At 58.1% G+C, this 25,127-nt stretch carries 22 protein-coding genes; 10 read left to right on the top strand and 12 right to left on the bottom strand.

Annotated elements, in window-relative coordinates; all coding sequences use genetic code 11:
- The first annotated feature begins 25 nt into the window (after positions 1-25).
- Positions 26-706, top strand: a complete 681-nt coding sequence (locus HCN58_RS28015) for a response regulator transcription factor (protein WP_171582762.1) — start codon at positions 26-28, stop codon at positions 704-706.
- Positions 707-733: 27 nt separating this feature from the next.
- On the opposite strand, the gene HCN58_RS28010 is transcribed toward HCN58_RS28015, so the two are convergent.
- Positions 734-973, bottom strand: coding sequence for a helix-turn-helix domain-containing protein (locus HCN58_RS28010; RefSeq protein WP_171582583.1), 240 nt, complete (start codon positions 971-973; stop codon positions 734-736).
- A 1,220-nt stretch (positions 974-2,193) separates the two neighbouring features.
- On the opposite strand from HCN58_RS28010, the gene HCN58_RS28005 reads away from it, so the two are divergent.
- Positions 2,194-2,772 carry a hypothetical protein gene (locus tag HCN58_RS28005; RefSeq protein ID WP_171582582.1) on the top strand — a complete coding sequence of 193 codons (579 nt, stop codon included), beginning with the start codon at positions 2,194-2,196 and terminating at the stop codon, positions 2,770-2,772.
- 1,073 nt (positions 2,773-3,845) lie between these two features.
- On the opposite strand, the gene HCN58_RS28000 is transcribed toward HCN58_RS28005, so the two are convergent.
- From HCN58_RS28000 to HCN58_RS27985, 4 genes are all read right to left on the bottom strand, one after another.
- Complete coding sequence (locus HCN58_RS28000) at positions 3,846-4,388, bottom strand: HEPN domain-containing protein (protein ID WP_171582581.1); 543 nt, start codon at positions 4,386-4,388, stop codon at positions 3,846-3,848.
- Between the two features lie 324 nt (positions 4,389-4,712).
- Complete coding sequence (locus HCN58_RS27995; protein ID WP_171582580.1) at positions 4,713-5,153, bottom strand: hypothetical protein; 441 nt, start codon at positions 5,151-5,153, stop codon at positions 4,713-4,715.
- A gap of 889 nt (positions 5,154-6,042) precedes the next feature.
- Complete coding sequence (locus HCN58_RS27990) at positions 6,043-6,513, bottom strand: PaaI family thioesterase (protein WP_171582579.1); 471 nt, start codon at positions 6,511-6,513, stop codon at positions 6,043-6,045.
- Between the two features lie 8 nt (positions 6,514-6,521).
- Complete coding sequence (locus HCN58_RS27985; RefSeq protein WP_171582761.1) at positions 6,522-7,112, bottom strand: bifunctional transcriptional activator/DNA repair enzyme AdaA; 591 nt, start codon at positions 7,110-7,112, stop codon at positions 6,522-6,524.
- A 93-nt stretch (positions 7,113-7,205) separates the two neighbouring features.
- Here HCN58_RS27985 and HCN58_RS27980 point away from each other — a divergent pair, with 93 nt between their 5' ends.
- Both HCN58_RS27980 and HCN58_RS27975 read left to right on the top strand, forming a co-directional pair.
- The gene (locus HCN58_RS27980) at positions 7,206-7,598 is read left to right on the top strand and encodes a transposase (RefSeq protein ID WP_171582578.1); all 393 of its coding nucleotides are present in this window, start codon (positions 7,206-7,208) and stop codon (positions 7,596-7,598) included.
- A 571-nt stretch (positions 7,599-8,169) separates the two neighbouring features.
- Positions 8,170-9,927 (top strand): adenylate/guanylate cyclase domain-containing protein, encoded by a 1,758-nt coding sequence (locus HCN58_RS27975; RefSeq protein ID WP_311966885.1) that lies wholly within the window; start codon positions 8,170-8,172, stop codon positions 9,925-9,927.
- Positions 9,928-10,175: 248 nt separating this feature from the next.
- On the opposite strand, the gene HCN58_RS27970 is transcribed toward HCN58_RS27975, so the two are convergent.
- On the bottom strand, positions 10,176-11,942 hold the full coding sequence (locus HCN58_RS27970; RefSeq protein ID WP_171582577.1) for an adenylate/guanylate cyclase domain-containing protein: 1,767 nt from the start codon (positions 11,940-11,942) through the stop codon (positions 10,176-10,178).
- 516 nt (positions 11,943-12,458) lie between these two features.
- On the opposite strand from HCN58_RS27970, the gene HCN58_RS27965 reads away from it, so the two are divergent.
- Positions 12,459-14,171 (top strand): adenylate/guanylate cyclase domain-containing protein, encoded by a 1,713-nt coding sequence (locus HCN58_RS27965; protein ID WP_235983943.1) that lies wholly within the window; start codon positions 12,459-12,461, stop codon positions 14,169-14,171.
- A gap of 292 nt (positions 14,172-14,463) precedes the next feature.
- The gene (sodC, locus tag HCN58_RS27960) at positions 14,464-14,994 is read left to right on the top strand and encodes a superoxide dismutase family protein (RefSeq protein ID WP_171582575.1); all 531 of its coding nucleotides are present in this window, start codon (positions 14,464-14,466) and stop codon (positions 14,992-14,994) included.
- 114 nt (positions 14,995-15,108) lie between these two features.
- On the opposite strand, the gene HCN58_RS27955 is transcribed toward sodC, so the two are convergent.
- Complete coding sequence (locus HCN58_RS27955) at positions 15,109-15,276, bottom strand: hypothetical protein (protein ID WP_171582574.1); 168 nt, start codon at positions 15,274-15,276, stop codon at positions 15,109-15,111.
- Positions 15,277-15,299: 23 nt separating this feature from the next.
- Between HCN58_RS27955 and HCN58_RS27950 the strand changes: the two genes are divergently transcribed.
- Positions 15,300-16,241, top strand: coding sequence for an MBL fold metallo-hydrolase (locus HCN58_RS27950; protein ID WP_171582573.1), 942 nt, complete (start codon positions 15,300-15,302; stop codon positions 16,239-16,241).
- 323 nt (positions 16,242-16,564) lie between these two features.
- On the opposite strand, the gene HCN58_RS27945 is transcribed toward HCN58_RS27950, so the two are convergent.
- Complete coding sequence (locus HCN58_RS27945) at positions 16,565-16,912, bottom strand: hypothetical protein (RefSeq protein WP_171582572.1); 348 nt, start codon at positions 16,910-16,912, stop codon at positions 16,565-16,567.
- 829 nt (positions 16,913-17,741) lie between these two features.
- Between HCN58_RS27945 and HCN58_RS27940 the strand changes: the two genes are divergently transcribed.
- A complete protein-coding gene (locus HCN58_RS27940; protein ID WP_235983941.1) occupies positions 17,742-18,428 on the top strand; it encodes a hypothetical protein in 687 nt (228 codons plus the stop codon).
- Here the strand turns inward: HCN58_RS27940 and HCN58_RS27935 are convergent.
- Both HCN58_RS27935 and HCN58_RS37210 read right to left on the bottom strand, forming a co-directional pair.
- Entirely contained in the window at positions 18,403-18,762 is a 360-nt protein-coding gene (locus HCN58_RS27935) for a hypothetical protein (RefSeq protein WP_171582505.1), read from the bottom strand. The two genes, HCN58_RS27940 and HCN58_RS27935, sit on opposite strands and share 26 nt — an antisense overlap.
- Entirely contained in the window at positions 18,731-18,913 is a 183-nt protein-coding gene (locus HCN58_RS37210; protein ID WP_311966884.1) for a hypothetical protein, read from the bottom strand. The genes HCN58_RS27935 and HCN58_RS37210 overlap by 32 nt, the downstream gene beginning before the upstream one ends.
- Positions 18,914-20,384: 1,471 nt before the next feature.
- Between HCN58_RS37210 and HCN58_RS27925 the strand changes: the two genes are divergently transcribed.
- Positions 20,385-20,621 (top strand): hypothetical protein, encoded by a 237-nt coding sequence (locus HCN58_RS27925; RefSeq protein ID WP_161853801.1) that lies wholly within the window; start codon positions 20,385-20,387, stop codon positions 20,619-20,621.
- Between the two features lie 915 nt (positions 20,622-21,536).
- Here HCN58_RS27925 and HCN58_RS27920 read toward each other — a convergent pair.
- Both HCN58_RS27920 and HCN58_RS27915 read right to left on the bottom strand, forming a co-directional pair.
- Positions 21,537-21,992, bottom strand: coding sequence for an ATP-dependent DNA ligase (locus HCN58_RS27920; protein WP_311966883.1), 456 nt, complete (start codon positions 21,990-21,992; stop codon positions 21,537-21,539).
- Positions 21,993-22,406: 414 nt separating this feature from the next.
- A complete protein-coding gene (locus tag HCN58_RS27915; protein WP_171582571.1) occupies positions 22,407-22,763 on the bottom strand; it encodes a hypothetical protein in 357 nt (118 codons plus the stop codon).
- Between the two features lie 1,166 nt (positions 22,764-23,929).
- On the opposite strand from HCN58_RS27915, the gene HCN58_RS27910 reads away from it, so the two are divergent.
- A complete protein-coding gene (locus HCN58_RS27910; RefSeq protein ID WP_171582570.1) occupies positions 23,930-24,370 on the top strand; it encodes a YybH family protein in 441 nt (146 codons plus the stop codon).
- The last annotated feature ends 757 nt before the right edge of the window (positions 24,371-25,127 follow it).

Below are 25,127 nucleotides of genomic sequence, written 5' to 3'. Positions count from 1 at the left end.
TTCCGTGACCGCAACTGCCCCGCAAATGCGTCTGCTAATCATCGAAGACGACCGCGAGTCCGCCGACTATCTGGTCAAGGCGTTCCGTGAAGTCGGTCATGTCGCCGATCTCGCCAGCGATGGCGAGGAGGGCCTGTCGATGGCCGAAGGCGGCGATTACGACGTGCTGGTGGTGGATCGCATGCTGCCCAAGCGCGACGGCCTGTCCGTGATCGGGAGCTTGCGCGAGAAGGGCAATCGCACGCCGGTTCTGATCCTCTCCGCGCTCGGCCAGGTCGACGACCGCATCAAGGGCCTGCGCGCCGGCGGCGACGACTATTTGCCAAAGCCCTATTCATTCGCCGAGCTGCAGGCGCGCGTCGAGGTGCTGTCGCGCCGCAATGTCGGCCCGGCCGAAGAGACCACCTACCGCGTCGGCGATCTCGAGCTCGACCGCCTTTCTCATCGTGTCGTCCGTGGCAAGGACGAGCTGACGCTGCAGCCGCGCGAGTTTCGCCTGCTCGAATATCTGATGAAGCATGCCGGTCAGGTAGTGACCCGCACCATGCTTCTGGAAAACGTCTGGGATTATCATTTCGATCCGCAGACCAATGTCATCGACGTGCATATTTCGCGGCTGCGCTCCAAGATCGACAAGGGCTTTGATCGGCCCTTGCTGCACACGATCCGCGGCGCCGGATACATGATCCGTGACGGGATGCGCTGACGCCCTTTGAAAACGCGCTATTTCCGTTCACGACTGTTCTTCCGTTACCGCTTTCTTACCGATCACCGGCAAGGTCTTCAGCCAGCGCTTGACGTCCGCCGGCAGGATGATGGTCCTGGTGCCATGCTTGCGCGCCGTCAGCGCGCCGCTTGCCGCGGCTTCGCGAATGGACGTCAGTCCGATGCCGGTGAGGGCGCTGACCTCTTCAGGCGACAACGAGAACCTGTGGGTGAGGGGGACGGCGCCCTTCCGACCGAACTCGTGCATCAGGCGTCCACCCTATCCTGATCACCCATCTTGGCGCGCAAGATCAGCGTCAGCTGAGAGCTGTACGATGTCAATTTTCGGGAGCACTCACTCTCGAGCCATCGCTTCACGTCGGCGGGCAAGCGCACAAGGATTTTTTGAACTTCAGGCGATCGTCCCATCGTTGTCACCAACATCAATATCAAATCGATAGCGCGATGATGAGGTGACTTGCGGCGACTTAAGGGCGAACTAAGCACTAACTTTGAAAGCGTTACGATTTTCAAACCTTCCCCAATTTTCACTCGTTGGGGACGGGGTGATCTTAAGGGAGGGCTCTGTTGCACCCGTTGGGGACGGACTTCAAACGAAAAGGCCCGCCAGTGGCGGGCCTAGATCACCGAGGCTTCGTCTTACCCCGTCCCCGACTATAAATTCAGAGTGCATCAAGGGCCTCCGAACTATTCGCGAGAGAACTGGTTCACTAGCCCCACGGCCATGTTGACCGACTGCAGGAGGTGGCGGCGCATCCGGAAGGGACCGTCCCCTCCCAGGTTTGATGTTCCCCTAATGCCGAGTGACGGTAGCTCTTCCTAAATAGCGATGAGGCGGATTTGAAGTCGCATTGTCTGGAGAAGGATGTGGCCCTCGCAAACAGGAATATCGGGATCGGTCAGTGGAGAGCAATCCGCAAAGCTCTCCGAATTCGCCATCGATGAGCTTGGGATCTTTTTGGGCGCACTTGGTCTTGAATCCGGCAGCCGTTGCGTGCGACACTCTGCAGGGCGGCCGCGACGACGATAGGCACCAGATCGCAAACAGCATAGCAGAACTGGACGCCCACCTCAGTACAGGTATCGATGTAATAAGCGTAAAAGTAGATGCTGTAAATTACGACACTAAGCAGCTCGGATTGCAGCTTCGGGACCTGCAGCCCACCCTCGATGGCCTTGCCACGGCTAGTGGTCAACAGTTTGTAAACGTCGCTGAACTGATCCTGAGGGGTGCTCGCCTCAAAAGGCCTCAGGTTTTGTAGCGGAGTCGCTACAAATTTAAACGCTGTCCAGAATGTGAGCGTAGCCCGCAGCGGGGGATGCTGTGGGACGGACGAACTCGTAAACCAAGACCTGATCAACCGTGCAAACCTTGGCTCTCCGGGACTGGGCTGGGGTGACTTAAGAGCTCGCGTACAGGGTGCTTTGCGACAGGTCGACTATTCTGCGCTTAGCCTGGATAAGAGCATGCTGAAGTCTCTCAACAAGTCTGTGGTTCTGATGGAGCAAACTAAGCACAATAATTCTGAGATGAGCTATTGTGTAAATCAGCTGAACGTTACGCATCTAAACATGACGCATCCGACCCAAGTAGAACTTGGTCTTGATATGCATTTGAAGGTCTTTTTGACTACTGAGGGCCAGGGAGGCAACCTCACTTTCTTGGTTCAAGAGTTGGCCGGGACTCGCGACTGGAAGAGCCCTTTCTACTATCTCTACTACGATGGCGGTGCTCGACCAAATGCGCTGATTTTCGAGCCATGGAAGCAACTTCAGGGAAACTTCGATCAATTCCTCAAGCCATTTCCGAACGAAGAGGCAGATAAGAACCGCAAAGCCGTCGAAGACGAAATGGACGGCTTCTTTGGTGGGCAGCGCGCAATTCTATATCAGAATGTGCTGAACGGGACCGGGAGCGAGCCGGTGAACAACGTCAATGAGCTCACTATAGCTGAAAAGCCGACTGTCGCGCGAAAAATCTCAAAGAAAGGAAGATTCTATTCCAAGTCTGGTCGCGAACTCCTCGCCCGCCACACTCGCAGATAATTGCTATCGAAGATCGGCAATCTTTGTTTGAATGTCTCGGCACCCGATGTGTACGACAATGATACGGCTTTGCCAGATGGAAGGCAGCCTCCGTCATGACTCCCGATCAATCTAAGAAGTTAAAAGTTGGGCAGCGCGTCGCTTGGCACGACAGCGCGACTGATCAAGGCACAGTCACAGCCAGCGATTGGTCTGGCGTGCGGATCGCTTGAGATAGTGGGAAAGATCAATTCTTTCACCACAAAAAACATGACCGAAGTCGAACGGGCTAGAGCCAATCTGCAATAATAGTCGGCATCGTCAGGCTTGCAGCACCCAGGGATCGTCTGTCTGATATCTTACTAAGTACTGATCAGCGTTAGCGCACCGCTCGCATTCATAGTTCGCATATCATGGCCGGGTTTTGCTGGCTCATCCGGCGCAGGATTACGCGATGACTGCAATTTGTACACGGCGGAGCTTGCAGTTCGGCGGGAGGCAAGCGCGGAGAATGGCTCTTCCAATTCTCTCTTTGCTTGTGAAGCGGAAGCCAGTCACTGTCTAAGCCGATGCCCGCGAGGTGAGGCAACCGTTCCGGACGGGACTGACCCAGCCCCAATGATCTATGTCAAAGCGTTCGGACACAACGGGAGCATCCCCTGGGCGCACGGCAATGGTGAATCTGATGCAAGAGTACCGCGTCAATATCATCAGGCCGGACCGTCACGTTACAGAACGCATAGACCTGCTTTGCGTCGACGACGCTGACGCCCTGGCAAAAAGCCGAACAACTCTCTCAGGGCCACGCGCTCGTCCGAATGTGGCAGTTCGACCGCTTGATAGCGACCATTGTGCCGCGCCCGTCGGTCGAGTAAGGCCGCGAACCGAGACGGCCTCGAACCGGCGCGCCGAACAGCAAACACCCGCCGAGCATGGCGGGTGCTGGTGATGAAACGCTCGGTGATGAAAGCCCTGAATTGAACCCGCCCAGCGCATCGCTGTCGGTTCGGGGTTTAACCGTCGCGCCAGGCTGTCCCCGATTTCGTCCAAATGTTGCGCCAGCGTATCATTCCGGATTGGCCAGCAACCGACCATCAAGCCAGCGACGACAGGGGCTGGTGGCCGGGGCCAATTCCGCGCCAATCCAGCCTTCGTTGCCAAATGATGTGCCGTAGCATCCTCGGCATGGTGTCGATGTAAAACCGGCAGGTGGGCTCGCCTTCGTAGGCATATCGCAACTCCTCAAAGGCGCGCGACCCGTCAGACAATGCTTGTCGGACATCATCGCTGATGGAGTTGTGCCACTTCGCGGGAAGCATCGTTCGGAAAGCGTCCCGGCTACCGTTGTCGGCCGACCACAGTGCGGCAAGTTCTTTTTGAGTTTTGCCGTTGAGCCGGTCGAAAAGGTTTTTCAGATGGTGGCCGCGAGGAACTGGATCGCCTTGCAGACAGATGAGGCATTTGATGTAAAGCTCGACGCTGAAAGCGGCCATGACGATGCTTGGCAGCACGACGTAGGCACCAATTTTGGGGCTGATCAGAACTTCGCGGCTTCGCAGCTTTTCATCGGCGAACAGGAAACGTTCCGCTTGGATGTAAATTCGGAGCGGATCGAACGGCGGTTTATCAGCGCTCACACTGGTTTGCCCCATTTGCCCCGAGCGAACGTTAACGCAGGACATGCTACGACGCCTGGATCAAACGCATCTGTTCACAGAATTCGGAACGCGGCCCCCGCAGCCGAGGCTGGCCCAGTAAGAGCGAAAGCTACAAAGAAGGCCCCAAGAACAAGCGGGAACGTCGTCATCGTTGGTCCCGCGGCCATTAACCGATGTGGCATCGGCATTTACTGCCTGATCACGTCTACCCCGACAGCCAACGCCAGCGGCAACCAGGTTTCTCTTGGGGCCGACTCGCGCAGCACGACGATCACGGTCCCGAGCGGTGGGGGGCCTTAACGTTTACGGCAGCCGCGACACGCCAGCTACTCCGACATGGACGAACGCGGCGGCAGATTTCGGCCTCAACATGACCTTCGGCGGCAACGTCAGCGGCGCGATCACGAATGGGACCGGCAGCATCACAGTTACCGGCGATGCATCCAACGAATGCGCTATTTCATCGGCGGTGTGGGATCCTTGATGCGGCGTCGCATCCCGGCAATTCCAGTCCAGCGAATCCGCCAAAGATGATGGATTGACTCTCTTTTGGGTAAGGGCATCCGCGCGGGTCGCACGTCCGATCAAGGTCAGTGGAACATGTCGGGTTTTCCCAAGTTGGGATGCATTATTCGACAAGGAGAATGCCATGGCCACACGATCGCTCATGGCTGCGGTTTTGATCGCAGCTCTCATTTCGCCGGCAATGGCTTTCGCGCAAGGCAGCGCGGGTACAGGCAACACTTCAACTGGTCTCGGCGAGCCATTCGGCCCCGCGGGACCTGGAATACGAAGAGACGGTTGGACTCAGCAGCCGGCGGCAGCAACGAACACGACGAGTCGAAACCTCAATCTCACGCCCTCCCAAAAAAATTCGACGCCGCCGCCAAATGTGGTTCCGCGGGACGCGCGCCACCGTAGATAATCGGCCGGCTGATCTGCGGCCGGCCGACCGGCGGATTGGCAGGACTGTGAAAACAGAAAGATCGCCCGAAGGCCGGTACTAGTTAGCCTTGGTGCGGGAGCGCGGAATTGAACCGGCATCTCTGACTTAAAAACCAATGCTCTACCATTGAGCTACACCCGCCAGGAGTCGAAACAAAGCCGCCAGGCGGAGGGCAATCGCGCATGACGGCTTTGCCGATGTGGCCGGACAACTTGGGTAGTTACGAGGTAGTAGCGAACCGCGGCAAACAATCCGCAGAAAACCTCAGGGTCGGTTGATAGGCGAGGATCGCAGAAGGCCCGCCGGTCCACTCTGGCGGGTAGTTTCAAAAAGATACGCCGCCGGGTTCGAAATACACTGCCCCGGCCGCGCCCTGTTTCAAACTGGGCCGCTGAAATCCCAGTCATCAACCAAAGTGCAATGCCCGTGCCACAGGGATATAACACGGCCCGCCGGTTCATCTGGCGTGCACGCCTCACGTTGGCGGGTCGTTTCTGATCGCGCGATGTCGCTTATTGGCCCTTCGCGTCATTTCGCGGCGATGCAGCGCTTCGGTCGCTTTCGGGTCAAAGCCGGCATCAGCTTGCAGGCAGGACCGGCTGACTCAGTCGAGAATGACCCGAAGCGGACATACTCTGGTCAGACCCTTGAACAAATGCAGGCTGAAACTGCATCCGTTGTTTGCGGTCAACTCGGAAAGATCAAGCACGTTGTCGTGCCGTGTGCGAGTAGTTTCCCTTGGGTGTCGACCACCCATCCCTCTGCCGTCCCGATTCGTCGACCTGAATTCAGCACCTTCCCTTCAGCTCTGATTTCGCCAGTTTGCGGCGTGATCGGTCGCAATAGCGAGATTTTAAATTCTAAGGTTGTTTGACTGACCTCCTTGTCGAGGGTGGACTGAATGGCCAGCCCCATGCAGCTGTCGAGTAGGGTCGCGGTAAGGCCGCCGTGCACGGTCCCTGCTGGATTCAGGTGCTCATCGGTCGGCACAAGCGTGACCAGCACGCGGCCTCGCTCCGCTTCGGCCACATCATAACCAAGCGTCTGAGCAATGGTGTTCAGAGGGAGTTCGCCACTCGCAAGGCCTCGGACGAATTCGAGACCAGTAAGTTGTTTCCGCCGCTCTTCGCTTACGGTGCCATAGGTCTTCTTGGTCATCGCGTCCTCTATTGCGCGTATTGCTTTTGAACGGGTCTCGATACGGCGCGTTTACGCATAGCTGATGGCGGCCGGCCGTAGAGTCGTTTGAACGCGGCGGTCAAGCGCCTGGCGCTAGGAAAACCTGAGAGCTTCGCGATGTGCTGGACCGAATATTCGGTATCGTTCAGGAGGAGCTTCGCTCGGCGTACTCGGAGCGAAAGAGCAATTTGTAGCGGGGACGCATCGAGATGCTCATGGAACAGTCGGGATAGATGACGTGCGCCTATCCCGAGCTGACCGGCAAGCTGTTCGACATTCCTTCCGTCGAGCGCTCCTCGTTCGATCAATCCCAGGGCCCGGGCGACAGTCGTCTTTGTGCCCATCCAGGCGGGACAGAACGGAGCTGTTTCGGGACGGCATCTCAGACACGGTCTAAAGCCAGCTTGCTCTGCGGCAGCCGCGCTGCGGTAGAAATTCACATTGCGCGCCAGCGGCGTTCGCACAGGGCAGACTGGGCGGCAGTAAATGCCCGTAGTCCTAACCGCTACGAACACGACGCCGTCCCACGCGGGATCACGACGTCTAAAGGCCTCATACTGGTCAGCAAAAGTTAGCATAAGGCTGCTATACCGGCCTTTATCATCCAGGGCGAGCGGGGGCTCGGCGATCACGTCCGAAAACGACGCTCAGCGCGCTTTGGCGGGCAGCGCTTGTCCGCTTATGATGCTGTGGACGGCTCCTCCACCGACACGAGCAAGCGGCTTGACGCGATCCCCGGCGTCGGGCCGGCCCTGGCAACAGCTCTGGTCGCCAGCATTGCCGATCCCAAGACTTTCCGATCGGGACGAGACTTCTCGGCCTGGGTGGGGCTCGTGCCGAAGCAGAACTCGAGCGGAGGCAAGGACAAGCTTGGCAGTATTAGCAAGCACGGCGATCGCTATTTGCGCAGCCTATTCACGGCAGGCGCGCTCGCCGTGATCCGCTATGCCAAGATCCATGGCACCGGGCATCGGCCCTGGCTGACGGGACTGCTGGCGCGGCGACCCACCAAGGTCGCCGCATCGCGCTCGCCAACAAGATTGCTCGGATGGCGTGGGCTATGATGTCCAGGGGTGAGCGCTACAGGGAGCCCGTCGCGCTCGCGGCATAACCTATCGCGCCGGACATCCGGTGTGACGTAACGGTTGGGAGGGCGAACAGCACGTAATGCAGCGCCGGTCGATCTGGCGATCAGGACAACCCACTTGGACCATAGCATCCTCGAATGCGTGCTTTTGACCGGGACCTGATCCGCGGAGGGCATTTATGGCCAGCGGTCACGTGAACCGCGCTAACAGGCCGAACACATGGCTGCTCCGACTACCGCCGCATGCGTAAAAGAAAACCCTTGCCAACCCGGAGCCGTCCACACATGGCCCATCGCGACGGATTTGGCAGGTCTCGCTCAGGTCGCCTTTCGCAGGCAGAGCTGACGTGATTTGCTCGCCGGGAGCATTACGGCTTGTGACCCAACTCGGACCTCCCGAGTTAACGCTTATTTCCGCCATGTCACGGGCTTGGCATATGCCGCTTGCGACAAATAGGCGTTCCAGCGATTACGCTCACAGGTCAGCAGCAAAAGTGCTAGACTTCTCGTCCGACCGGCGTGGTTAGTCTGGTCGTTCGGAGGGCGCCGTGACGGAGCAGCGGGTTCAAAGGCGACTCGCGGCAATCTTGGCTGCCGACGTTGTCGGCTATTCCGCGCTCATGGAGCGGGCGGAAGAAGCCACCTACGCCGAATTCGAGCGACTCAAGCGAGAATTGATCGAGCCTAGTCTCTTCCGACACGAAGGCCGACTTATCAAGACAACGGGTGATGGTGCGCTCGCCGAGTTTGCGAGCCCCTTAGCCGCCATGAGATGCGCGGTTGAGATACAGGATCATGTCGCCTCGGGCAGCAGTCCCCTCAGGTTACGCGTCGGGCTCAACCTTGGTGATGTTATCGTCGGGCAGGACGGTGACCTCTACGGTGACGGGATCAACATTGCTGTCCGGCTGGAGGGGATCGCCGATCAGGACGGCATCCTGATTTCCGAGAAGGTGTACAGTGAAGTCGAAGGCAAGCTGGACGTTGGCTTCGAGGATCGCGGCGAGCAGCAACTCAAGAACATCTCCAAGCCGGTCCGCACTTATGCTGTATGCGCGGGAGCGCATAGCGCGCTGGCCGAGAAGATAAGTGCCGCCCCTCCGCTTCCCGACAAGCCATCCATCTCCGTTTTGCCGTTCCAGAACATGTCCGGCGATCCCGAGCAAGAGTATTTTGCCGATGGGATGGTTGAGGAAATTATCACGGCGCTCTCGCGGTTCAAATCGTTGTTCGTCATCGCTCGCAATTCGAGCTTTACCTTCAAGGGCCGAGCCGTCGACATCAAGGAAGTGGGGCGTCGGCTTGGCGTGCGCTACGTACTTGAAGGGTCGGTGCGCAAGGCATCGGGAAAAGTCCGCATCACCGGCCAGTTGATAGATGCGGTTACAGGCGCGCACATTTGGGCGGACAGGTTCGAGCGCGACCTAACAGACGTTTTCGCTCTGCAGGACGAAGTGGCGGTTGCCGTCGTCTCAGCTATTCGACCAAAGTTGCTTAAAGCAGAAATGGAATTGGCGACGCGGCGGCGGCCAGAGAACCTCACTGCGTATGATTATTATCTCCGAGCTTTGCCGCAGTATTACCTAGCGACCCGCGAAGGGTTAGCCGAGGCGATCAGGCTCGCTCATCGGGCTCTGGAACTGGACCCTCGGTTCGGCCTTGTCGCTGCTCTGGCGGGTCAATGTCACACGACGAACGTCCTGTTGGGCTATGCTTCCGATCCTCAATTCGACCGGAAGGCAGCAGTTCGACTTTGTCGCTTGGCATTGAGTATCGACGATAGTGATCCAGAAACGTTGGCATGGGCTTGCCTAATCTCGGCGTTCATGGTCGGCGATAGTGAAAGTGCCGTCGAGATGGCTGACCTTGCGGTCGCGCTCAACCAAAATTCATTTAGTGCTTGGAACTGCAGAGGCTTGGTATGCAAAATTGTTGGGCTGCAGGAGGAAGCGATCCGGAGCTACGAACGTGCTATTCGCTTGAGCCCGGTAGATCCGCTGCTGTATCGGTCGTTTGCTGGGATCGGATTGGCCTTTATCGAGCTTCGTCGGTTTGACGAGGCAATCGTCATGGGGACGAGAGCCCGACGTCTGAACCCCTCGTATTCGGCAACCTACCGCTGTCTCGCGTCCGCTTTCGCCCATCTCGGTCGTGAAGCCGAGGCGCGTGAGGCGGCCGCGGGTATGCTTAAGGTCGATCCCGCCTTTACAACAATATCGGCGTGGGTCGCTCGGGCGCCCGGGCTCGGGCAATCGGGCTCGAAGCTGCTGATTGAGGGCCTTCGGAAAGCGGGGTTGCCCGAATGAGTTGTGCTCGCGGGTATCGATGAGGTGATCAAATGAAGCCCCTTTTTGCTGCGGTGCATGAGTCAGCTGCTGGCCCTTCGCGTCATTTCGCGTTCGCGCAACAATCAGGTCGCTTTCAGGTCAAGGCGGACATCAGATGGCAGGCAGGACCGGTTGGCTCAGTCGAGAATGACCCATTTCGGACATCGATGCGGTATGCAGGCTCCCCGCTTCCTTGGGCACGCGTGAGGGCAGGGAGCCTCATGTGATCACTCCGGAAGGCCCGCTTGACGGAGCCCCTTGGCGAACGTGGCCAGGTCCTCTGGCCGGCGAAATGGTGCCAAGTCGTTGAGATTAGAGGCGCGCAATTTGGGACTGCATTCGAGCGCTTGTGCCAAGCCGCTCTGTGCTTGCCCAGGCCGTCCGGCGAGCGCGTTGCTAGCTGCAAAACTGCAAATCGATAACAGGAAAGTCGGATTGTCCCGCATTGACTTCTCGGCATATGACGATGCCACGTCATAGCGGCCCGCGAGGAAATGAGCATACGCCGCGGCTCCTAGCATGCCGTACTGCGATGGATCGACCGGGCTCAGTCGCATGGCTTGCGCGACGTGATCAAGTGCGAGATCTGGCTCACCTCTCCAAATTCTCAACCAGCTGCTGAGCATCCAAGCTTGCGCCAAGTTGGGATTAACTGCCAATCCGCGATCCATAAATGCAGCAGCATCGTCGAAATCGTGGGCGACAAATGCGAGTGCGTATCCACCCATGCATAGCGCCACTGGGTCATCTCCGCCCAAATGCACAGCCTTCCGGGCCAGACGCGTAGCTTCGGCACTCTCCTGAACATGCTCGATCATCCACCCACGTGCCTTCCGCTGCGTGTAGCACCATGCGGCCATGCCGTAGGCGCAGGCTAGCCCTGGGTCCAGCGCAATGGCCTTGCTAAAGAGCTGGAGCGCCTTGTCATTCGCCTCCACGGTATGTCGACGAGCCTTCGCTAGACCGCGCAGATAATAGTCGTATGCATCGAGATTTTCAGTTGGTTTGTGCTTGGCTCGCTTGATCTCCGCATCTTGCAGCTTCGGAGCGATTGCACCCACAACTCTGGAAGTCACATGGTCCTGTAGTTCGAATATGTCTTCGAGCGCTCCCTCAAAGCGATCCACCCACAGGTGTGCTCCCGTTTCAGCATCGATTAGCTGCCCCGCGATACGAATGCGATTCCCAGCCTTGCGTACGCTACCTTCAAGGAGGTACCGAATCCCCAGTTCGCGGCCGACCTGCTTCACGTCCACCACTCGGCCCTTGTAAGTGAAGCTCGAGTTGCGGGCGATCACAAACAGCCAAGGAAAGCGCGACAGCGCCATCGTGATGTCCTCCACCACGCCATCTGCGAAATACTCCTGCTCCGGATCTGCACTGAGGTTCTGAAAGGGAAGCACGGCAATTGATGGCTTATCCGGCAGAGCCAACACAGGTCTTTGTTTTGCTGTAACGCGATCCATGACTTTGAAAATGCGGATCGGCCGTGCAATATTCTTAAGGCGCTGTTCGCCAAGGTCGACGAATTCGGCCGCGATCTTTCCCACAACCTGATCGTAGGCTGATGACGAGATGCAGATACCGCCCGGTTCTGCGATGCCTTCAAGCCGCGCCGCAATGTTTACGCCATCGCCAAAGACGTCATGCGGCTCGACGATGACGTCGCCGATATTGACTCCCACACGAAGCGCAATATGCCTATCTTCCGCATCAGCGGTTGTCAGTTCTTTGATGCGGGTCTGGAATTCCATCGCAGCCCGAACCGCTCGCACCGCACTCGGAAACTCCGCTAAGAACCCATCCCCGGTGTTCTTGACAATGCGGCCGCTGTGTTCGGCGATTGTCGGGTTGACGACCTCCACTAAGAGCGCGGCCAGGTTGGCGTGAGTAGCTTCTTCGTCATGGTGCATGAGCCGCGAATAGCCAGCCACGTCGGCAGCCAATATCGCCGATAACCTGCGCTCGATCCGGACTGGCCGCTCTTGCACCATGGCTTGCAATCCTCCCCATCACATTTGTACGACGGATCAAGGGGCAGGGCCAAACGCGCGATGCCCTGCACGTCAGTCATTGCAAAAAGACTTCTGAAATGTCAGTCGCGTTGACCGATATTCCTTCTGCACCATGCCACTGTTCTGAAACGAGCCGCGATGTCGGTTCATGGCCCAAACGGGCCTGCCGGGCCGATCCGACGATGTCCGTTGATGGGAGGTAATCCGGACATCGGCTATGCGCCGTCCGACCGACGGGATTGACCCCACTCAGACCTCCTGAGTTGACGCATTTTGTCACCCCGTGCGCGGGCCCGGCGATTTTGGTTTGAGACAAAGGCTCCCGCAATTTCCCGCCCACAAGCCCGCAGCAAGGTGCTAGGCTGAGCATGCCCACGGAGCTTGCCTAAATGTAGTGGTAGTAGTTCATCCATGCTGCGTGGCAGGCGCCTGCGGTCGGCTCCTTTAGAGGGTGTTGTGACCGAGCAGCGGATTCAGAGGCGACTAGCGGCAATCTTGGCCGCCGACGTAGTCGGTTATTCCGCGCTAATGCAACGCGCCGAGGAAGCCACGTACGCTGAGTTCGAGAGGCTCAGGCGAGAATTGATCGAGCCCAGCCTCCGCAGCCACGAAGGACGACTTATCAAGACAACGGGTGATGGCGCGCTCGCCGAGTTCGCAAGTCCTTTGGCCGCCATGAGATGCGCGGTCGAGATACAGGATCGTCTTGCCCCGGGCAGCAGTCCCCTAAGGTTACGTGTCGGGATCAACCTTGGCGACGTTATCGTTGGGCAGGACGGTGAACTCTACGGCGACGGGATCAACATTGCTGTCCGGCTGGAGGGGATCGCCGATCCGGGTGGCATCCTGATATCCGAGAAGGTGTTCAGCGAAGTCGAAGGCAAGCTGGACGTTGGCTTCGAGGATCGCGGTGGCCAGCAGCTCAAGAACATCTCCAGGCCGGTCCGCGCTTACGCTGTATGCGCGGGAACGCATAGCGTGCCGACCGAGGGGCCAGGTACGGCCCCTCCACTCCCGGACAAGCCGTCTATCGCGGTACTGCCTTTCCAAAACATGTCAGGCGATCCCGAGCAGGATTATTTCGCCGACGGTGTCGTGGAAGACATCATCACAGCGCTATCCCGCTTCAAGTCGCTCTTCGTTATCGCCCGTAACTCGTCGTTCACCTACAAAGGCAAGGCTGTCGACATCAAACAGATTGGGCGGGAGCTTGGTGTTCGGTACGTGCTCGAAGGCAGCGTACGCAAAGCGGCAAACAGAGTTCGCATTGCCGCCCAGTTGATTAACGCTTCAACAGGAGCGCATCTCTGGGCGGACCGGTTCGACGGTGTAATTGAAGACATCTTCGAGCTGCAGGACCAAGTGACCACAAGCGTTGTAGGCGCAATTACCCCGACTCTAGAGCGAGCTGAAATTGGGCGCGCCGTACTCAAACCGACCAACAGCCTCGACGCGTACGATCATTACATGCGAGGAATTTCCAGCGCATACCAGTGGACGAATGAAGCCAATAACGAGGCCCTGCGGCACTACTACAAAGCCATCGAGCTTGATCCTAATTTTGCATTGGCCCATGCGCTTGCGACGTGTTGCTATGGCTGGCGCAAAATCAACCGGCGGGTGACGGATACTGCGCGCGAGATTGCCGAAACCAAGCGGTTAGCCGAGCGTGCGACCCAATTGGGTCAGGATGATGCGCAGGTATTGTGCTGGAGCGGTGCAGCGCTGGCCTTTGTCGTCGGCGAGGTTGATGCAGGAGTGGCCCTTGTCGATCGCGCACTTCGGCTTAATCCGAACCTGATGGATGCGTGGCTCTCGAGCGGGTTGGTGAGGCTCGTGCTGGGCGAATGGAATTTGGCCGTAGAACATTTCGCCCATGCGATACGCCTTAGCCCGTTTGATCCGCTGTTGTTTTTGATGCAGGGTGGGACGGCAAGCGGACATTTCTACGCCGGTCGCTATGATGAGGCAGCGGTGTGGTCAGCAAAGTCCATTGGTGAAAATCCGAACTTTTCGTCAGCGTGGCGGATTGCAGCGGGGAGCAATGCCTTTCTAGGTCGACAGGAGCAAGCGCAGAAGGCGGTGGCGCATCTCCAACAGCTCGAACCCGCGCTCCGAATTGCAACCATCACCTATGCAGTTCCCCTCCACCCGTCAGCCCTTGCCAGAATAAAAGAGGGTCTGCGAAAAGCTGGCCTGCCGGAGTGAGGCTTCAGTCCTCCAGCCATTGCCTAGCCGGTCAGCGAACCGCAACGGACGACAATGGAGATCGTACGCAGTGGCGATGTCGCATGTTGGCCCTAATGCGAAGTCCGGGCGGGCTCTGAGATAGTCCGCTTATCCGGGGAGACCGGAAGTGACTGACCGGCTCAAACGGCGCTTTTGACCCCTATGCGACATCAGCGGTGCCGTGGAGCTATCTCCGCTCGAACTACACTCGGCCACTTTCAGTGTGCTATTTAACTCGCTACGATACTCGATCCCGAAAAGGGAGGCTCAGATGAGATTCAACGTTGTGACGCTGGCTGCCGCGACCATAGTAACTGGTGCGAGCGCTGCTTATGCCGCTACCGAGACGATTACCATGAACGCAATCGATGCCAACGGCATCGGCAAGGAGATTGGCACGCTTGTTTTGTCCGACACCCAAACAGGCTTACAGATCACGCCACGGCTGGTCGGTCTACCGCCGGGCGACCATGGATTCCATGCCCACGTTAATCCGAATTGTGGCCCGGGCCCTGGACCGAATGGCCAGCCAGCGGCCGGCATGGCGGCGGGTGACCATTATGACCCAGCCAACACTGGTAAACACCTCGGACCGTATGGCGAGGGCCACAAGGGCGACATGCCCGTGCTGATCGTCGATGCTCGCGGCAAGGCCAGGGAGACCGTGGCAGTGCCGCACCTCACTGTGGCCGACGTTAAAGGGCGCGCGATTATGATCCACGCGGGCGGCGATAATTACTCCGACCAGCCAACTCCCGTGGGTGGTGGCGGCGCGCGCATCGCTTGCGGCGTTTCCAAGTAGAGCTGCTAATGCAGCTCGCGCTGGCCAACGAGATTATCAAATAATCCCTTGCTGCGGTGCATGAGTCCGGAAATGGCCCGAATGCGAAGTCCTGACCGGCTCTGAATCGTCCGCTTATCGGCGTAGACCGGAAGCGACCAACTGGCGTTCAGAATGGCGCTGTTGACCCAGAGCGGTCATGTTGCGCTCGGGCCGCCACTGTGAAAAGGTCTCAGGATTGGAGAACGAAATAAGACTTCGATACGCCGCGCGATGTACCAGCGGCAGCAGATAGACCATCATTCTGATTTCGACTGGGAGGGCGTATGGCCTCGAAGTGTCTTCAGAGAATGCTAGGTATCGCGCTATTTGCCCTCGTCGTTGTCCCAGCGGCGACGGCCGAGGGACAAGAAATTAAGGTAACACTCTTAGGCACAGGATGCCCTCCGGCCGTTATGAACCGGTTCGGACCGAGCATCCTCGTCGAAGCGGGTGGACAGAAGTTCGTTTTCGATGCAGGCCGCGGTGCCCTTCGGCTCAACCAGATCAAGATGCCGTGGCAGGATGTAAACGGTGTCTTTCTCACCCACCTGCATTCAGACCACGTCGTCGGCTTCCCGGATCTGTGGCTAACCGGTTGGCTTACACCGGGCCGGGATCGGCCACTGCAGGTCTGGGGACCGAGAGGGACAAAGCGCATGATGTCGCTCCTCGAGCAGGCATTTGAGTATGACATCAGGATTCGCCTTTACGATGACCGAGCGGCACCAGACGGCGTGGTCGTCCTCGCCGAGGACATCACCGAGGGGTTCGTATATGAGAACAGCGGCGTGAAGATCACCGCGTTCGAGGTGGACCACACGCCGGTGAAGCCCGCGTTTGGCTATCGCATCGACTATTCCGGTCGCTCTGTCGTGCTCTCCGGAGATACCCGCACCTCTGAAAATCTTGTCCGACACGTCCAGAACGTTGATCTCTTGATTCACGAGGTCGCCTCGCCTGAGACCTTCCAGCGGCTTGGAGTCCCGCCGGCGCGGACGACAAGTGTTGTCGCCCACCATGTCACGCCAGAGCAGGCTGGAGATGTGTTTACGCGGACCAAGCCGAAGCTGGCGGTGTGTTCACACATCGTGTTGCCAAACGCGACCGAGCAGGATCTGATTCTACCAACGCGGAAGACTTATTCCGGTCCCTTGGAGCTCGGTGAAGATCTGATGGTCATCGACGTCGGCGAGAAGGTTGAAATCCGAAGACCCGCCACACCTTGATCCCGGCGTGAAATCCAGCAACGACATGATCGAATAAGTTCGGGCCAATTTGCCCCGCCGCTGAGTCCGGATTGGCCGATCGCGCCATTTCATTTGTGCGCAATAATCAGGTCGGTCTCAGGTCAAAGCAGATATCAACTGGCAGGCCGGACCGGCTGGCTCAGTCGAGAATGACCCAAACAGACATTTGGTCGGCGGCTAGTTTGTTGGTCAAGCGAGAGCCGAAACGCGAAATGTCGCGGCGGCCACTTTGAGCGCCGCGCGGTAAGGCTGACCTTGATGCAGCTCTCCGCCGACGTCAGCGATCTCTAGCGGCTCTTGTCCTAATCTTTCGCGGCGCCGCTCTTGTCGAGAGCTTTCGGCGCGCCAGTCTGGCTACCCGAACCCGTGGTCTGCTCACCCGGTCGGCCCGGAGGATTGGCGGACGCGCCCGGCTTTTCCTCCATGCCGACATAACCTGACTCACCGGACTGGCGGGTCTTGATCCCTTTGTCTGCATCACGCTGCATCTGCTCGTTGGGCTCGCTAGTCTTGAGCCCTTTTTCTTCATCACGCTGCTGTATCTGCTCCTTGGTTAGCTGACTAGGTGCGGCCTGTTGCGGTTGCGCCGTTGCTGGGAAGGCAATCGCGCTTCCGGCAACAACAATCATCGCGAGAGTTGCGGTTCGCATACGTCTCCTCCATGGCGTTGATCCGGTCCGGTAACGCGCGAACTTCCGCCAACGTTTCCTCGTTCCGATTGCTATCTTCAAATCTTCAAAAGGTCCTGCCTTGCGTTCAGATAGGATGGGGGTGGCTTAATGCACGCTCGATTGCTTAAGCTGCGGGTTCTGCGTGAACTAGTAACTAGGCGGCTCCGGTAAATTGAGGCGGAGCTGGACATGTGGGACCAGACCACCGGGCGTTGAGATCGAGGGCCTCTCCAAGCCAAGCCTTCAATGTCGCCTATTTGCCCATCGCGTCATTTCGCTGCTGCGCAGCAGCCGCGTCGCTTTAGGAGCAAAGCGGACATCAGCTTCGGTGCGTCACGCCACGAAAACGCGTCAACCCAAATGTCACGGAGTGACCTGCCACTATTTCCAGTGGGCTTTATCGCCGAGCGCATGGCGCCTGTGCTGTCTCGGGTTTTCCACCAAGGCCTGCTGCGACTGCACCGCGGTTGGACCCAGCAAGTTGACATAGGCCTGCCTGACCTCCTGCACAGCCGCGATGCTGGCGGTAGGGAGTATCCCAGGGGGTTATTTCCGGATTTGACCCGCGACCATATCGCGCCAGCAAAATCTCGTCGCCCGCATCTTTCCTTCCGAGAGTTGTTTGGTCATGAGAGATCGCGCGCGTGCGCAGGCGGCTTGCGGCTCATGCCAGACGACTGAGGCGCTAACGCGGAATTAATCTCATCAGCCTAGAATCTCAGGCAGTTCTAGTTGGGTGTCGCGTAAAGGAGCCGTCGCGAGGGACGATCCAGCGACGGCTCTTTTTTGTTCACTCATTTTGAGGTTAATGCACGTGACCGAGACATCGGAAAAGCAGAGCCAAACCGCACAACCCGAATGCACGGCACCGAGCAGGAAATCGAGCCGGAAATCGATCTTGGCCCTGTCGGTGATCGCTCTTGGAATAAACTCTACTGCGGCCGTCTATACACTGTCGCCTTCCGATTTTGCTCTACCGAATATCAGCGATGTTGCTCTGCCGAATATCAGCAGTTTGGCCGAACTGATTCCGCGCCAGAAAGTTTCCGATCCAATACCGGATGCGGTTGTCGCCGCATTGAAGGATGTTCAGTCGGCCCAGCAGCAACACGCTGCCTCACTGCAAGAGAATACCTTCTTATTGCAGCAAAACACAGCTCTTCTTCGGCAGGATTCAATTGCGCTTGCTTCTCTAAGACAGAGCGTCGTGGATGAGCAAGTCGATATGAAGAAAATATCTGCTCAGATGACGGATGAACGTCAAGACATGAAGAAAATGTCTGCTCAGGTTTCCACGCTCATAGCGAAGGTAGACTCGCTGCAAAATGCAATTGCCCCGGAAGTAACTTCCTCCATTCCAACAGGGCGCACTCATAACCGGCTATCCCGAGTAGTGCGCAAAAAGATGGCTCGGCAGCCTAAACCTGTAGGGCCTGTTTCGGTTGGAGGAGCCCCCCCTGGTTTCCCGGCTACCACGCCAACCCCACAAGGCTGAAGAACAAGAGAAATCGAGCCAGAGGGTGAATGCGGCGCAGAAAGAGATGCGCAACTTCGAGCGAAAGGAGCGAGAGTTTCGATCGCTCGCCGGCGCTACGCTTTGGGGCAAGCGAGCGACGGCGGCTCCGAGTAGGCGGGGCCTGGATCACAAGCAGTCCAGGCCGCCCCAGTTGGCGGCCTCTTTCATATTCGAGCACTTCGTACTCGAACGCCACACCTTCCGGATCGTTCTCCGCGAACCAGGTTTCCGCGGCGTCCTGATTGGCAAATACCTTGATGTGCTCGGCATCGCCGACCTGCTTACCTGTGTTGACGTAGACAAGGACGGTCATTGTCTCTCTTCAGCTTGCGCTTGCCCCAATGCTGACTTTTGCGATCGGGATTGAAGACCCGTTCGATGTGACGGTTCAACGCCCGCATAACGCCGATCCGGGCCAACATCGTCGGGCCGCCGTGCTCTGCAACGAGGATCAGCGCTTCCATCGCGGCCTGCCATTCCGGCGCGGAATTCGGCTTCCGGCAGCTTCGTGATGTAGCTGGCGGCATCCCTCAAGGTGAGGAGCCGGCGGCCATTCGGAAGCGAAATTGGATCCTCAAACGAGGTGGACCAGGGCAAGGAAAAGACTTTTTCAAAATGGGGGCGGGGCCGCCTCGAGGGCGAAGCGGCCCCTAATCGCGCAGTACGCAGGCCGAACTTTGGGACTTGCCAATCTGCGCGACCTGCAGCCACGCTAGATCTGTTTAGACGGGCCGCAACAAAACTCGCGCGTTAAGCTTGATGTTCGCCGCCGAGGTTAATTCTGGAACTGGCGCAGAGCAAAACCGCCTACATCGCGAACAGTAGGATGCAGAGCGCGCCAGCCGTTATGGCGAGCGTGGCAGCAATGGACAAGACGTGTGTCCAGTCGATCCGCGCCATAGGCTAGGTGAGGCCTCATGCGGGCCCCCACGTTTGGATTAACTACTCCGGCGCTCTTAATCCCGACGATTCAAGCCACTCGCTTATGTGCGAGCCGGTTCTGGAACCAGCTCCGCTGCGTGCTGTTGACTCGTCAAGCCACGAAGCTGGAGCGAATCCATGCGATACGTTTTAATCGCGCTCCTGGCGGTAAGCGCGCTAGCAGTTCTCCCGGTTAGGTCGGAAGAAACGGAGCCCGCAACCAGTCTCGCCTCACTGGAACGAAACATCACGACGAGTTCAAGCCGGGCCGCTGTTCATCCCGACTGCGAACGGAATACGGCGTTGATCAAGGAGGATGAATTCGAGACGCCTGAGACGATTGCGACCATCGAAAAAAATCGCGAAGACCGCGAACGGACCGTTGTAATGGACCGGTAGAGTTGAAAAGGAACGGCCCCTGGGAGCGCCAGGGGCCGTCAATTACGAGAGATCGAGCATTTGGCAATGCCGCAACGTACCAGCGGCACGGACGCGCAACCCGGTCGGGAAAGTCGTTCCTAATTAAAGGGCTCTCCTCGAACAACACGGCCGCCGGGGGACGCGGGGGCCGTGAATTAAAGTTCAATTGGAGAAGTCGAACAATGAGCTTTTGTGCCGGTCTGCCGTCGGCACGGACGCCAAACACATTCAAGGCGGATCGTTCCTGAGAAAAAGTCAGCGACTGAAAAGGACACAGACATCGCGACCAAGACAGCAGGACATGGAAGCAGCTAAATGGCGAAGGCACCTGCAGATTTGAAATCATTGGCGCATGCTCACACGGCGATGGAAGTGAACGTGCTGTATGGGGTGGCGAGGAGCGCCAAGGCTCCGCTGATCGGTAAGAAGGTAGGGGTCTCGACCCACCCCGTTTTCCCGGGATCAAAATCGAGCAGGTACCGGTACCGGTTACTGCCCCCATTTTCGCGCCGCTAGCCAGAGCGTGTACTCATCCTGCGAAAGAACAAATCTGTTCTGAGGTCGTTGCTCCTGGAACCTGCAAGGAGGTGACAAATGAAACGGGCTTTGGTGATGGTCGGCGTGATGGTCTTTTCCAGCCCGGCTTTGGCTGATCCCAACCCGACTTTGGGGGGCCGCTGGGGTTACGATCGCGGTGATTACTACGGCCGCAGCTACAACGAAGCACGCGAGTACAAGCAGGAATTTTACAGAGGGCCGTGCAAGATCGAGCGCAAACGGGAGCGCAATGGCGAGTACAAAGAAGAGACGAAGTGCAAAGGCTATCGCTAATGCAGTATAGGCCGCCTCAGTTCGGCGGCCTCATTTATTTCGAATCTCACGCATTGTGCCGAAACGTGCTGTCGCGCCGCGGAAGTCTATCTTCCACTTTATTCGTCGTCATAATCGTAAGGCCTTGGACCGTAGTTAGGCCTCGGCCCGTAGTCCCTGTCATAAGGCCTTGGTCCATAATCTCGATCGTGGCGCCGCGGTCCATAATCTCGATCTCGATTGTAACGTCTTTGCCCGTAGTCGCGATCCTCGCCACGTGAGGGCGCATCGTTTTGTGCAAAAACCGCGCGGCACCGATCGCTGAGGTTCGGAGTGTTTCGCCGTAAGCAAGCCACGATCCTGTTCGCATCGGGGATTTGCGCGCCGCATAGCCGCCAAACGTCGGGCATGCAGGCCTGTTGTTGTTCCCACGTCCCACGATACTCTTGCGAATACGCGGCACTCTGAAGGGTGATTGCGCAACCGATCGCTAATGCAACGCTCAGGAAATTTCGAGACGATCGCATGTCCACCCTTCTTTGATTGAGCGCGGAATATCCGCACCACGTGCTTCGCCCTGCGATTGAAATGAATGCGACTGTGGAAAGTTCTTAATTATCGCACAACAACTTGTGAACGGCGGAAGGGGCGCCGAATGGAGACGGCCCACGGGGTGAGTAGAGCCGTCTCCCGCTCACCGAGGAGGTCGTGATCGTCGGTTCGCGCGCCGCCGCTACCCACCCGGAATGGCGGCGATATCTATTGGTGCTCCCGCCAGCGAGCGACGGCCTCGTTGCCTTGGAGCGATCGCGCCAGTCCTCAGGCGACAGTTGCATGACCCGCTCGTGGATCTCCGCCGGATGGTCGGCGGCGGCTTTTCGGCCCATTGCCACCATCGATCAAAAGCATCCATCAGGAAAACGCCTCCTTCACGCGCTAGATGGAATGATGTTTGCGGTTCTTGACCTTCATCCAGTGCGGCGAACGGCCGCCGCGGTAGGGCCGCTCGCGGTGCTTCGAAACTAAGCCCTCGAATCCCAGCAGGCAGGCGTAACGGAAGAGATCCGGCCCGATCTCGCCCTGTTCGAAGTCGGAAAGGAAAATGCCGTCGAAACGCGGCGCGAGCAGGCGCGCCAGGTTGGCCTTGCGAACATGCAGCGGCAGCGGGCGTAGGTCCTCGCCATCGAGGGCGAGCACGTCCAAGGCATAAAACTGCACCTCATCGTTGTGCTTGCGGCCGTGCAGCCCGTTGAAGTCGGATCGCGCGTCGACACCGAGCAGGACGGCCTCGCCGTCAATGACAAACGAGCTGATGCGGTTGCGCAGCGCGGCCTCTGTGATCAGCGGGAAACGGTCGCTCCAGTCGCTGCCGATACGGGTGAACAGCCGCACGCGCTTGCTTCCCGCTGAACGATCAGCCTGTAGCCGTCATGTTTGATTTCGTGGATACACTCGGTGCCCGCGGGGACCTTGGTTCCGCGGGTTGGGATACAGGGTTCGAACACTTGTACGCATGACAGGGCAAAATGGCAGCAACTGCGAGTCAGGAACCTGCGATGTTTCGGACGGTCTCCGGCAATGTGGAAAAGCCATGACCAAGAATGCTAAGAGCCTTGTGTCTGGCCAATCTCTACGGGCGGCTGATCGAACGCCAGAACAATCTGTACCACCTGGTGGAGGGTCTAAGTCCGCGGTTTGCATCAAGGATCTTGCGATGCGGATGGTGCGTGCCGGCCTGTTGCACTTCGATGGCGATGTCTATCGACTGGCGCCCGGAGCAGAGTGCTTTGCGGCGGCGCCCCTGATTCAAGGAGCTAACCGCAGTGTCAACTGACGTCGATCCTGTCCTTCATGGCGCTCCACAAAATCAGAGAGCGAGGATGGCATCTCGCACAGCTGCAAATCGCACCGCCGGCGCAGCTCGCGCGCCACTTCCTCGGAAACGTCTTCCGACCAGCGTTCTGCGGTGTTGAAGGCGATGACGCGAATAGGGTTGCTATATTGGTCCGCCAGAAGGCCTCGGATCACCGTTTCGAGATCGGTTGCCTCATAATCAGCTTCGCGCCAGGCGCGCCCCAATTTGCCGAAGTCATCAGCCACCAAGTAGACCGTCTGATCGAAGTCGTTCGGCACGATTGACGGCGTCCAATGAGACGTACGCATTATGAACTCCACGCGACAACAATGCTAATTCAAACTGGCATAGCTCGAATCGTTCCTGCACCGCCCTTAGATTAGGAACTCGCCCCAATATGCGTTTGGAATGACGTCATGCACGAACCCCGTGATGCCGAGAGCATGCGGATCATCTGAGGTAGCCCAGAAGAAAACAAAGAGCAGCCTCAAAAAATGCCTCCAGCCCGTGTAAAGAGTTGCCAACCCACCGGGTCATGGAGCCATGAACCGTTACCGTGCCTACCTATTTAACCAGCACAGCCGACTTGTGGGCGCTGTCAGCCTTGACTGCCCCGACGACAAAGCAGCCAAAGAACAGGTCAAAGAGTTGCCGGACGATCAAGCGCGAGACTCCCACAATCGCGAATCCCTCCTGTGATAGGAGCTGGAACCAGAGACGCGCTGAAAGGATTCGTACCAGCGTCGTGAGGAGTGATTTCGATGCTGATGCGGAAGGAACGGCGCCCGGCGATCCGAACGCTCGAGGGTCGTCGACAGCCGGAAGAAGAAACGCAAGGCCGGCGCGAAGGCGGCGGCCGAGGAGTTGAGGGCGTCAGCGCGGAGCGCTCGCCAGTCAAGCTAATCTAGCTGCCACCCAGCAGCCGTTCGCGGTCAAGCGCGTCCTCAACTGGATCTGGCTCATACCAGCGCTGGCCGGTCTGTCTGCAGACCTTCTTCTTACAGTAAAAACAAGCGTGCGGGGAACATCCATACACGCAACTTTTGTCGCTGCAGGTTTCGGTCCAACAGCCAGGCGTTCTCTTGCAGGCCGCTAAGACCTTGCTCTGTTTTGCAGCGTCGGCTGGTACAATCAGAATGGCTGAGAACAAGCAAATGGCTGAAGCCATGTAAGCAGCAGGATGACTCATTTGGCTTTCCTCACCGCGCCCGATTTGATCGTACAGCGCGGAGCGCTCGCCTGCCAAGGCGGCATCGAGGGGTGCGGTCGAAGGACCGGCGGCTGTAATAGCGGGCCGTGACGGGGGCACACGCTTAGGAACCCTGCCTCCTTCCATGCTGCTGCCGCGTTTAAAAGGCAATGAACGACTTCGGGTCGCTGCTGTGGTGAGATGTTATCATAACAGGATTGCAACGCAGCGCCCATCGCGGTGGGCGTCACGGTGCAATTCCGCACCACGAGGGAGGGAATGGAAATGAAACGTTCAGTTTTGTTCTCGCTGTGCATCCCCCTTATGTCTACGGCTCCGGCGTTTGCCCAAGACTTCAAGCAGGAAGCCAACAAGATCGCTTCCGCCTATGAGGGTTGCTACACCAAGCAAGACCCGGCGTGCGTGGCCGCGCTCTACACCAAGGACGGCATTTTCATCAACCCGGCCGGAAAGCATGATGTCGCGACCGCATATGCAAATACTTTCAAGGCAGGCTTCAACAAGCTAGAAGCCACGGTCGATGAGGTCTGGCAGGTTGACAATGATACCCCGGCCGCCATGGGCAAATTCCACATCACCGGCAAGAGCGACAAGGGCGACGCGGTTGATGCATCGGGTACTTGGACCGCCACCTATGTCAAAGTAGACGGCCAATGGAAGATCCGGCACCTGACTGCGGCTCCGGTTCCACCCAAGAAAGACTGATCGTTAAAGCGCAGTGCCCGTCTCGCAGGAGGTGGGCGTTGCGGCAGGACGCAAGGTCGACTCGCTTCAGCGCCTCCGCGCCGCCCATGATTAGGGATAGCGCGGAGCGCTCGCTACCCACGCGATCAACTCTAGGAACGATGCCCACCTCGGGTCATTGCTTCCCGAGGCAGCTTCGGCCTCCAAGAGCTGCCCTTCCGCTGCCGGCCGCGTTTCGACTCCTTGCCGCGTGGCCGGCGCGGAGTGCCGCTACAGCCGCGTGTGAGTGATTTTAACCCTGAGCCGGCCAAGCCAGCTATTCCAGCGAATCAGAATTTCAGTCATGAAGCTATGATGCTCCGCCGGTTCTGGCCTAGACCTTGCAGGCTCCAAGACCGACGTTGACTGTGGGGGTTTAGCAGCGCATCTTTTCATTGAGAATGTTCCTTTTGCCAGGGGCGTTTTCGATTAGGTCGGCCCTGCCGGTGCAACGGTGGGGTCGACCACTAGTGCTTTTACGAATCACCATCAGCACATGCCACTGATTGGACACGCGGGCGACTGGACAATGCAATGCAATAGTCGTGCTACGCGGCTCAGCCTCGTGATCATACGGTGCCCAATCGCTCCCGTTGTAGCCGTGGTGCAACATTCAGCACCGTGTCGGGTGACCGGCTAGATCAGCGCGGAGCGCTCGCTACCCACGCTCGCCGTGGACGCAGCTGCTCGGTCAGTGTCCGTTCATTGGCAGATCGCGTAGGCCTCAACCCATCTGACC

Origin of the sequence: Bradyrhizobium australiense (assembly GCF_013114825.1) — a bacterium.
GTDB lineage: Bacteria > Pseudomonadota > Alphaproteobacteria > Rhizobiales > Xanthobacteraceae > Bradyrhizobium > Bradyrhizobium australiense.
Note: the sequence above shows the minus strand (reverse complement) of the source record. Positions and strands in the feature narration are given on the sequence as shown.

Bases quoted from the DNA above. Each gene is read 5' to 3' on its own strand.
- HCN58_RS28015 (WP_171582762.1), top strand. From the start codon at position 26: ATGCGTCTGCTAATCATCGAAGACGACCGCGAGTCCGCCGACTATCTG.
- HCN58_RS28010 (WP_171582583.1), bottom strand. From the start codon at position 973: ATGCACGAGTTCGGTCGGAAGGGCGCCGTCCCCCTCACCCACAGGTTC.
- HCN58_RS28005 (WP_171582582.1), top strand. From the start codon at position 2,194: ATGCTGAAGTCTCTCAACAAGTCTGTGGTTCTGATGGAGCAAACTAAG.
- HCN58_RS27990 (WP_171582579.1), bottom strand. From the start codon at position 6,513: ATGACCAAGAAGACCTATGGCACCGTAAGCGAAGAGCGGCGGAAACAA.
- HCN58_RS27985 (WP_171582761.1), bottom strand. From the start codon at position 7,112: ATGCTAACTTTTGCTGACCAGTATGAGGCCTTTAGACGTCGTGATCCC.
- HCN58_RS27970 (WP_171582577.1), bottom strand. From the start codon at position 11,942: ATGGTGCAAGAGCGGCCAGTCCGGATCGAGCGCAGGTTATCGGCGATA.
- sodC (WP_171582575.1), top strand. From the start codon at position 14,464: ATGAGATTCAACGTTGTGACGCTGGCTGCCGCGACCATAGTAACTGGT.
- HCN58_RS27955 (WP_171582574.1), bottom strand. From the start codon at position 15,276: ATGATGGTCTATCTGCTGCCGCTGGTACATCGCGCGGCGTATCGAAGT.
- HCN58_RS27950 (WP_171582573.1), top strand. From the start codon at position 15,300: ATGGCCTCGAAGTGTCTTCAGAGAATGCTAGGTATCGCGCTATTTGCC.
- HCN58_RS27945 (WP_171582572.1), bottom strand. From the start codon at position 16,912: ATGCGAACCGCAACTCTCGCGATGATTGTTGTTGCCGGAAGCGCGATT.
- HCN58_RS27940 (WP_235983941.1), top strand. From the start codon at position 17,742: ATGCACGTGACCGAGACATCGGAAAAGCAGAGCCAAACCGCACAACCC.
- HCN58_RS27935 (WP_171582505.1), bottom strand. From the start codon at position 18,762: ATGACCGTCCTTGTCTACGTCAACACAGGTAAGCAGGTCGGCGATGCC.
- HCN58_RS37210 (WP_311966884.1), bottom strand. From the start codon at position 18,913: ATGGAAGCGCTGATCCTCGTTGCAGAGCACGGCGGCCCGACGATGTTG.
- HCN58_RS27925 (WP_161853801.1), top strand. From the start codon at position 20,385: ATGAAACGGGCTTTGGTGATGGTCGGCGTGATGGTCTTTTCCAGCCCG.
- HCN58_RS27915 (WP_171582571.1), bottom strand. From the start codon at position 22,763: ATGCGTACGTCTCATTGGACGCCGTCAATCGTGCCGAACGACTTCGAT.
- HCN58_RS27910 (WP_171582570.1), top strand. From the start codon at position 23,930: ATGAAACGTTCAGTTTTGTTCTCGCTGTGCATCCCCCTTATGTCTACG.